Below are 8,186 nucleotides of genomic sequence, written 5' to 3' on the forward strand. Positions count from 1 at the left end.
GCTGTGCAAGCCGCTAACGGTATTTACAGCGACAGCGACCGTGTAAACATTCAGGCCGAAATTAGCCAGTTAATTCAGGAAGTAAACCGCATTGCCGAGCAATCACAATTTAACGGCATGCAAGTTCTTGACGGCAGCTTAGACGGTGCCGGCGGCGGTGTAGCCCTAGTTGGCCACATTGGCGCTAACATGGACCAACGCGTAAGTATTGACGTGCGCGATATGAGTGCAGCGGCTTTACAAATTGAAGGTTTAGTATACGATAGCACCGATGCCGCTAACCAAGCCATTGGGACCCTTGACGGCGCTTTGGATATGATTAACAGGCAACGCGCCGATTTAGGTGCTTTCCAAAACCGTATGGAAATGCTTGTAAACAGCCAAATGAATGCCGCCCAAAACCTACAATTTAGCGAAAGCCAAATTAGAGACCAAGACATGGCAGCCGGTGCCGTTGAGCTTACCCGCGACAACATTCTTATGCAAAGCGGTATTGCTATGCTGGCACAAGCTAACACGCGTACTCAAGGTGTGCTACAGTTACTTAACTAATAATTTTGTTAAGCTAAATTTGTTTTTAAAGGTAAACCAAGCGCCTGTTGGTTTACCTTTTTTATTTTTACATAACGGTAATCCCGTTTAAAAACTGCCGGCAGTCTTGACAAAACGGCTTATTAATAGTAAAGTTTTAGATAAACTCACTAAGTTTTTGTTTAAAGGAAAATTTTGTAATGGTAAAAATTAAAAGTGCCCTCGGCTTTATTGGCTTATTGGTTATTTTGGTTATCATTGTGGTTAGCTTTGTTATTGCCCCTTCTTTAGGTATGGGCGGCAGTAACGTTATTACTTTTGGCCGCTACGGGCAGCAGCCCATCGATTATGCTAGAGGCAGTAACTTTTTAAACCTAATAGAGCAGTACCAGCGGGCCAACAGCGATATGCCGGCCTTTATGCAGCGTTTTTTATGGCAATATGCCTTTAGCCAAGCTATGTTAGCCGCTGCTTGGGCCGAAGAAAGCCAGCGGGCCGGTATTGTGGTTGGCAACCGCCTACTGGGCCTATCGTTAAGCAACGAAGGTTTTACCCACGAAATACTGGCCGGCCTAAGCATAGTAGACCACGAAACTATCGTTAATAGGCACACCCAATTAATACGCAGTAATATTATGCGCCACAACGTTAGCTCGGTTACCCGCAGTAACAACTTTTTAAATTTTGCCTCTAACCCGGCCGGTATAAGCCGCAGCGCCGATATAGCCATTTTTTATGCCGATAACTACCCCGATAGTGCCGCCATCTCTTTTGCTCAAGCTAATTTAAATCTGTTTAGGCAAGCTAACTTAAGCGTTTTATTCATAGAAGCCGGCCGAACCGAAGCCGAACAGCTACGCAACTCTTTAATTAATAACGAGTTTAGCTTTTTTGATGCTCCACTGCGCAGTAACATTGTTTACCATTCTATAAATAATCAGCCGCAATATCTTTTTGAGGTAGAGCAAATTTTACTTGATGACCAACTGGCCGCCGGTGTTTTTAACTTAACGGTAGGCGGTGTCTCGCAGCTATTACCGCAAGCGGGCATCGATAATTTATTTGTTCTTTACCAGCTGGAAGAAGCCCCCGTAACGCCCGATTTTACCAGCGAAACCACCATTAATATGGTAAAAAATTACTTGCTTACGCACAGGCGCTCGCATGTGGCCGACCACTTTTTAGCCGAAGCCGCCTTAATAGATAGGACTAATTTTGCAGTTTCGGCCGCCGCCTTAGGGGCAACCATTTTACATACGCCGTTTTTTAGCCCCGTTTTTGGCCTAGAAGTTAATCAATTTAACCCCAGCCCCTACGATAGTTTGGTAGAAAATTTTACGCAAATTTTTGCTCAGCAAGATGCACGTTTAGCCAACGCTTTAAGGCATAACCGGGCCTTTTTTAGCGCCGTTTTTGCCGGTGGACTTAACGCACAAGTAAATTCTTTAGTGATAGATAACGACTTTTTAGCCATTATCGCCGTGCTGCCTACCGCCGAGCAAAACTTTACGCAACAACTTACCGGCCTTGACGATTACCTTAACCATGAGTTACTTACTTTAGTTGAGCAAAATTTTAGAGATTCGCCGCGCTGGCGTGATAACTTTGACCGCGGCTACACAACTATCTTTGGGCCAGAGCAAGATGCCGGTTTTAACTTCGGTTTTTAAATGCTTACCTTAGAGGCCACAGCTCGTGGCCTTTATCAAGTTGTTTATAACAGCCGTGCCTTATACTCGCAATATAACATTGAAAGTGGGGTAAAAAAATTACTGCCACCTCCCAGCGAGCACACACTTTACTTAATAGCTTCGCCGTTACTGGGGTACGGCCTTAAAGAGTGGCTCGCTAAATTACCGGCCGGCAGTTATGCCTTAGCCTACGAAGCCGAGCCGCAGCTAACCCAAATTACTCACCAACATTTTGCCGGTTGGCAAACCTCTCAAGTTACTTTACTTAACAGCATAGAATATAACTCTTTAAACAAGACGCTCTTTAATTTATACAACTACAACTTTAAAGAGGTAGTTATGCTTAAAATAAATGGCGGTTATTATTTAAAACAAACTATTTATGATAATTTATTTATTTTTTTACAGCAATTACTCCAGCAGCAAACCCATAACCGTTTACTACTTAAACGTAATGCTAAACGTTGGTTAAAAAATACCATCGACAATTTTAGCAGCATAAAAAGTTTTGTTAAACCTCAATTTGATGACAAACCACTCATCATTGCCGCCGCCGGTTTATCGTTAGATGAAGCCATACCTTCTTTAAAAAAGTACCGTCCTTATTATCATTTACTGGCGGTAGATACCGCTTTTTTACCTTTGCAAGCGCATAGTCTTAATCCCGATGCCCTTTTTATTTTAGAAGGAGGCTTTTATAATAGCTACGATTTTATCGGACACAAAAACTTCACTGCGCCTGTCATCAGCGATTTAGCCAGTTATGCGCCTTTGTTACATAATTTACCGGCCCCTAAAAGTTTTTTTGTTACTAACATTGCTCCGGTAACTTTATTTAAACGTTTAAGTTTGGCTTTACAACTGCCTTTATTACCGCCGTTAGGTAATGTAGCGATGGCCGCCATTACTTATGCCCTACAGTATAGCAATGCCTCTATCATTTTGTGCGGGTTCGATTTTTGTTATAGTTTAAGCCGTTTACATGCCAAAGCCGCTTACAGCCACAGCAACGATTTAATAACTAATCATCGCTTAAACAGAGGCCATTTAACAACGACTACTTTAAACCGTCCGTTACTTTGCGCCCAAATAGCTGGTCAAAGTTATCTTAGCGATGAGGTTTTATTAAGTTATTACCATATTTTAGCTAAATTAAAAAACGAGCGGCTTTTTAGCTGGCAAGAAAGCGGCTTACCCTTAAATTTGCCGCTTTTTAACCGGCAAAATTTAAAGACTAAGGCCAACTTAACTTGGCAAGAAGTTGAAGTCGATTTAACATCTTTTAAAGAAAATGAAATTGAAAATTTAAAATTATTTTTAAAAAATCAAGTGTTCACCGATAAATTAGATTACTTACTTTTAGAGGCCCAAAATACGGCTAACTTAGCCCAGCTGGCCAGCTACTACCTTAAACTTTGGCAGCAAAGTTAGCCTTAATTAATAACTATCAAAATCGACTGAGGTAAGCTCAGTAAAAATGGGCGAAAAATCTTCTGTTTCGGCCGCCAGCCCAATGACATCACTTATCTCTTCGGTTATTTGCTCCACGATAGCTTCTGTAGCCAGCATATCGGCAGCCCGGATAAATAAAGTAATTTTATCTTTATTAATTTGATAGCGCAAAGCAACCTCTACCGAAAAAAGCTGTAACAAAGCCCCCAATTGCTCAAACACCTCTAGGGTACTTATTTCATCTTCCGAAAGTTCTTCTAACTTTAACAGATACGCCGCCATATCTAACTGAGCTTTATATACTTTTTCGCCGGCCTCATTGTGGGCAAATTGCTTTAAATTTAAAGAGCCGGTTTGCCCTTCCAATAAAAAATCGTAATCAACTTCTGTGATAACGGCAGGCAGCTCAATATTTTTACTTTCGCCGGCCAATAAAGCCAAACCACGCTCTAATAACCCCATTATTTTACTCCCAGCTCTCTCATTAATCTTTCGTAAAGGCCAAAGTAACCGCTATGCACAAAACTTTGCAGCTTTTCCTCCGGTAAATCGGCTAAAAAATCATCTAAATAAGCCAGTAACTTAGCCATATCTTCGCTAAGCTCACCGTTGCTAGGGGCCACAAAAGGGCGGCTCTCTTCTTTTGGCTGCGGCTCGGTAACCGTTGCAGCAGTTTCCTCCGCTTTTTCCTCTGCGGCAACCGGTTCGGGCATATCTAAATTGGGTGATACCATATTTTCACCGGCCTTAGCCAGCAGTTGACTAATATCTACCACCACTTCCTCTGTTTCTTCAGCAGCTTCGGCGGCTACTTTTTCTGCTTCACCCTCTTGAGCTAAACGCAGATACTCCGCCGCTAAAGGGTCGTCCTCCGTTGTAACCGTTTTTTCTTCAGTTACCTCTTCCTCTAAAGTGCGTTCCGCCTCAGCCTCTTGAGCCAGCTGTAAATATTCGGCGGCTAATTTTTCCTCTGCGGCTTCTTTAGCCAGCTTTTCCGCTTCACCTTCTTGGGCTAAACGCAAATATTCTGCCGCCAACGGGTCTTCGGTTGGTATTATTTCTTCGTTTTTTTCTTCAGCCGCTAAAACCGGTTCCGTTTCATTTTCCTCAAAGTAAGGCTCAGTGCTAGTTATTTCTTCATTAATTTCTTCGGTTAATTCAATTTCGCCAGCAACCGGTTCAGGCATATCCAAATTGGGCGATACCATATTCTCGCCGGCCTTAGCCAACAGCCGGCTAATATCTATCGCCTCTTCTTCAAGGGCTTCAGCCGCTAGCTCCATAGCCGGCTCGGCCTCTAAATTATCTACTTCACTAAAGTTAAGTTCTTCTGTCTCGGCCGGCTCTTCATTACTCTCCGCTACCGGCAAAGTATCTTCGGGGATTACCTCTTCGGTTACTTCTTCCTCTAAAGCCCGTTCCGATTCACCCTCTTGAGCCAGCTGTAAATATTCGGCGGCTAATTTTTCCTCTGCGGCTTCTTTAGCTAGTTTTTCCGCTTCACCTTCTTGAGCTAAGCGCAGATACTCTGCCGCCAAAGGGTCATCCTCCGTTGTAACCGTTTTTTCTTCGGTTACTTCTTCCTCTAAAGCCCGTTCCGCCTCAGCCTCTTGAGCCAGCTGTAAATATTCGGCGGCTAACTTTTCTTCTGCGGCTTCTTTAGCTAGTTTTTCCGCTTCACCTTCTTGAGCTAAGCGCAGATACTCCGCCGTCAAAGGGTCTTCAGCCAGTACTTCTTCCTCGCTTAGTTCTTCGGCCGCTAAAACCGGCTCCGTTTCTACTTCGGCTACCTTAAATTCTTCTTCTAAAGGGGCTAAAGTAACCTCTTCGGTGGTTATTTCCTCTACTTCAGAGGCCGGCAACTCTATATCACCGCTGCCCACCAGCAATTCGGTTTCGGCGGCGCTTACCGCCTCGCTTAAATCGTCTTCAAAAGCAATGTTTCCTTCTAAAAGAATATTATCACTAACCACATCATCACCGGTGGCGAGCTCGGCTTCGGCCGGTGCAACCGGGCCTGAATCTAGCTCTTCTTCGTCCGCCATATCTTCTACAGGCAAAGCCAAAGCTTGCTCCAATTCATCTAAATCCGGTAACCCATTAAATTCGCTAATTTTAGCATATTCATCGTTGTTAGGAATAAACTCGGCCAGTTCTTCATTTATATCCGATGATAAGCCATCGATTTCCTCTGCCACCGGCTCTTCGGTTAGTTCATCGGCCAAGAGAGGCAAAGCCAGTTCTTCTTCAGTTAGTTCGGCCACCTCTAAAATCTCTTCATCGGTTGGCAAAGGCAAAGTTATTTCTTCTTCAGTTACCTCTAATTCATTCGCCGGTAAAGATAAATCTAATTCTTCTTCACTTAGCTCGGCAATCTCCGAAGGCATTATTTCTTGAGTTACCTCAGTAACTTCCAAAGGTAAAGGCAGCTCTTCTTCATTTATTTCTATTTCATCTGTTGGTAAAGATAAATCCGCTTCTTCGTTTATCTCAAGCGTTGGTAAACTCTCTGCCATCTCTTCTTGTTCGGGCAGCAGGGCGCTTGGTTCTATGGGTAAAGCATCGGCGGCATAAGAATCTTCGGGAATGTTAATTTCCACATCGGCAAAACGTTCTATTTTAGCCATCGCCAGCGGGCTTAAATCTAGCTCGCTTAAACTATTTTCGTTTTCAAATAACTTCATATCCACCAAACTAAAAGAACCGTAGTCTTCTAGCTCTACGCTATCTTCTTTGCTGGTTAAAAGTTCTTCGTCGTTTACAGGCATATTAAGCGGCTCTTCCTCTAAATTAAAGACAGGCCCCGGTGCTTCTTCGGCCTCTAAATTATCGCTAAGTTCTACAAGCCCCAACGCCTCGTTTAAAGGCAAAAGTTCGGTAGCTTCCTCGTCTAAATTTAGGCCAACCTCTGCAAAAGAGGCATAAATTTCGCCGGCCGGTTCTTCTGTGGTTTCTAAATCGGTTACAAGCTGGTCCAAATTGGCGGCCTCCTCATCAAATTCACCTTCATTATGTAAAGCCATAGGCTCGCCGGCCGTTTGGGTTAAAACTATTTCGTTTAAAGTTTGGGCTAAATCGGCAACTTCATCTAAACTTTCGGCTATTAAATTTTTATCGATACTCTCTGCGGCTGCGCTGCCGGTGGTACCCCGCTGCGGATAAGCTTCGCGATGTGCCGAAAGTTCGTTTTTGATAGCTTTTAGCTCACCTACTATCTCTTTAAGCTTGCTGTTAAAAAGCGCAGGATTAGCGTTGTCGTCCCCTGCCGTCTCTTTTAAATTATTGCTCATTGCTCAACCCCAACTAAAATTATTTAAACCAATACCACAAATGCCTTACTATAACTAAGCCCTAACCGGCTAAAAGATGGGCCTAATAACTTGTTACTTAAATTACTATATAGCTACTATCATTTTCTATCGTCCTATTAGCAGGAGAATATTAAGCCACATGGGTATTATAGCAAGTTACTTTACTATGTGTCAATAAAAAAAGCCGCTTTAAGGCGGCTTTTAATTTAAGCTTTACTAAAGTGTTCTTTACCGGCAGCGCACAACGGGCAAACCCAGCTTTCAGGTATATCGGCAAAAGCTGTGCCGGGAGCAATCCCGTTATCGGGGTCGCCAACGGCTGGGTCGTACTCGTAACCACATAAATCGCATACGTACATAATGTACCTCCTATCGTTATATTTATTATACTTTAATTGTTTATAGTTGTAAAGAGGTTTTTTTCTCTTTAATGGCTATAGAGCAAGGGCAGGTAACTCTCCGGCTTTAGAACCTGTTCTCATAAAAAAAAATTTTACCACAAATGATACGAAACACACGAATAAAATCGACTTCATTCGTGTGTTTCGTATCATTTGTGGCTATATCCTTACCTTGAGTTCTCTTTTTTTGGCATTTTTAGCGGTTATATCTTTTTAAATACCTTATTTTTTAACCAAAGTTAAGGTAAAAAGGCAATAAATAAGCCGTTGCAGCTACAAACCGCTTTTTTCTTCGCTGTGGCCTACAAACCTTAATTCATCGCCGTCGCGGTTAAAATCAAAAAAGTAACTTTGCACGCTGCCGTCTTGTGGGTTGCTGGCGGTAAACTTTAGGGTAATTTCGCCCTCCTCTTTATCCATAATTTTAGCGGCTAGTTCTAGTTGCTGGTTTTTTTGCGTCATTTTAATACCTCTTTAATATAAAATATTTTTTGGCAAAGTAAATTGCCGTTGTATCTTTTATTTCGTGCAGTTAGGGCTTAATCTTATAAAAAACCAAAACGTTTTTTTATGGGATTATCAGTTTTTTTATTGCTTTTAGCCAAAATCTGTGTTATATGTTAAAACATTAAGAGTATAAAGGAGTATGTGTATATGAAAAAATTACTAGCTGTATTAATAATTACTTTGTTAACCGCCGGCGCTTTAAGCGCTCAACCTGAACCGCGTTTCCCTAGTGCCGATACCAGCTGGGCTAACGGCTGGGGCAATGGTAAAAAATAAGTAAATTTTGCTTGACA

General features: G+C 42.5%; 7 protein-coding genes and 1 pseudogene. 4 read left to right on the forward strand and 4 right to left on the reverse strand.

Annotation, left to right across the window (positions count from 1 at the left end; all coding sequences use genetic code 11):
- From FWE37_08255 to FWE37_08270, 4 genes and pseudogenes are all read left to right on the forward strand, one after another.
- Positions 1-129: pseudogene (locus FWE37_08255) on the forward strand (flagellin).
- Between the two features lie 186 nt (positions 130-315).
- Positions 316-552, forward strand: a complete 237-nt coding sequence (locus FWE37_08260; GenBank protein ID MCL2520971.1) for a hypothetical protein — start codon at positions 316-318, stop codon at positions 550-552.
- A 179-nt stretch (positions 553-731) separates the two neighbouring features.
- The gene (locus FWE37_08265; GenBank protein ID MCL2520972.1) at positions 732-2,201 is read left to right on the forward strand and encodes a hypothetical protein; all 1,470 of its coding nucleotides are present in this window, start codon (positions 732-734) and stop codon (positions 2,199-2,201) included.
- Entirely contained in the window at positions 2,202-3,653 is a 1,452-nt protein-coding gene (locus FWE37_08270; protein MCL2520973.1) for a DUF115 domain-containing protein, read from the forward strand.
- 6 nt (positions 3,654-3,659) lie between these two features.
- On the opposite strand, the gene FWE37_08275 is transcribed toward FWE37_08270, so the two are convergent.
- The 4 genes from FWE37_08275 to FWE37_08290 form a co-directional block, all read right to left on the reverse strand.
- Positions 3,660-4,136: a hypothetical protein gene (locus tag FWE37_08275; GenBank protein MCL2520974.1), complete on the reverse strand. Its 477-nt coding sequence runs from the start codon at positions 4,134-4,136 to the stop codon at positions 3,660-3,662.
- On the reverse strand, positions 4,136-6,964 hold the full coding sequence (locus FWE37_08280; GenBank protein ID MCL2520975.1) for a hypothetical protein: 2,829 nt from the start codon (positions 6,962-6,964) through the stop codon (positions 4,136-4,138). Before FWE37_08280 ends, FWE37_08275 begins: the two co-directional genes overlap by 1 nt.
- 227 nt (positions 6,965-7,191) lie before the next feature.
- The gene (locus FWE37_08285) at positions 7,192-7,344 is read right to left on the reverse strand and encodes a rubredoxin (protein MCL2520976.1); all 153 of its coding nucleotides are present in this window, start codon (positions 7,342-7,344) and stop codon (positions 7,192-7,194) included.
- A gap of 315 nt (positions 7,345-7,659) precedes the next feature.
- Positions 7,660-7,848, reverse strand: a complete 189-nt coding sequence (locus FWE37_08290; protein ID MCL2520977.1) for a hypothetical protein — start codon at positions 7,846-7,848, stop codon at positions 7,660-7,662.
- Between the last annotated feature and the right edge of the window lie 338 nt (positions 7,849-8,186).

This window comes from Spirochaetaceae bacterium (assembly GCA_009784515.1).
Lineage (GTDB): Bacteria > Spirochaetota > Spirochaetia > WRBN01 > WRBN01 > WRBN01.